Consider the following 714-nt stretch of genomic DNA (forward strand, 5'->3'; position numbering starts at 1 on the left):
GTAAGATCGTTAATGGCTACCGTAGGTGCGGTGGTATCAATTACCACAGTACCGGTATTGGTTACCGTGTTGCCCGCGGCGTCTGTTGCACTTACTGATGTTGGGTAGCTGCCTTCAGCGAGTGTGGCGACTACGTTATCAGCCAACGTCCAGGTGCCGTCACCATTGTTGGTAGCGGTATAGTCGTTGCCATCAATCGTTACCACCACAACCGCGTTCGGGTCGTTCACCGTACCGGTAAGCTCAGGCGTGGTGTCGTTGGTGGTAAGATCGTTTATTGCAACGGTAGGCGCGGTGGTATCAATTACCACTGTACCTGTGTTGGTCACCGTATTGCCCGCGGCGTCTGTTGCACTTACCGATGTTGGGTAGCTGCCTTCAGCGAGTGTGGCGACTACGTTGTCCGCCAGTGTCCATGTACCGTCACCGTTATTGGTAGCGGTATAGTCATTGCCGTCAATCGTTACCACCACAACCGCATTGGGGTCGTTCACCGTACCGGTAAGCTCTGGCGTGGTGTCGTTGGTGGTCAGGTCGTTTATTGCAACCGTAGGTGCGGTGACATCAATTGTTACCGTACCTGTGTTGGTGACCGTGTTGCCCGCGGCGTCTGTCGCGCTTACCGAAGTTGGGTAGCTGCCTTCTGCTAGCGTAGCAACTACGTTGTCAGCCAGTGTCCAAGTGCCATCACCATTGTTGGTAGCGGTATAGTTG

1 protein-coding gene is annotated in these 714 nt (G+C 54.3%); it reads right to left on the reverse strand.

Annotated elements, in window-relative coordinates; all coding sequences use genetic code 11:
• On the reverse strand, positions 1–714 hold a 714-nt coding region (locus tag AC27KT_RS19755), incomplete at both ends, for an Ig-like domain-containing protein (protein ID WP_487132781.1).

The sequence above is a fragment of the Alteromonas sp. 5NW40-0090 genome, assembly GCF_057552975.1.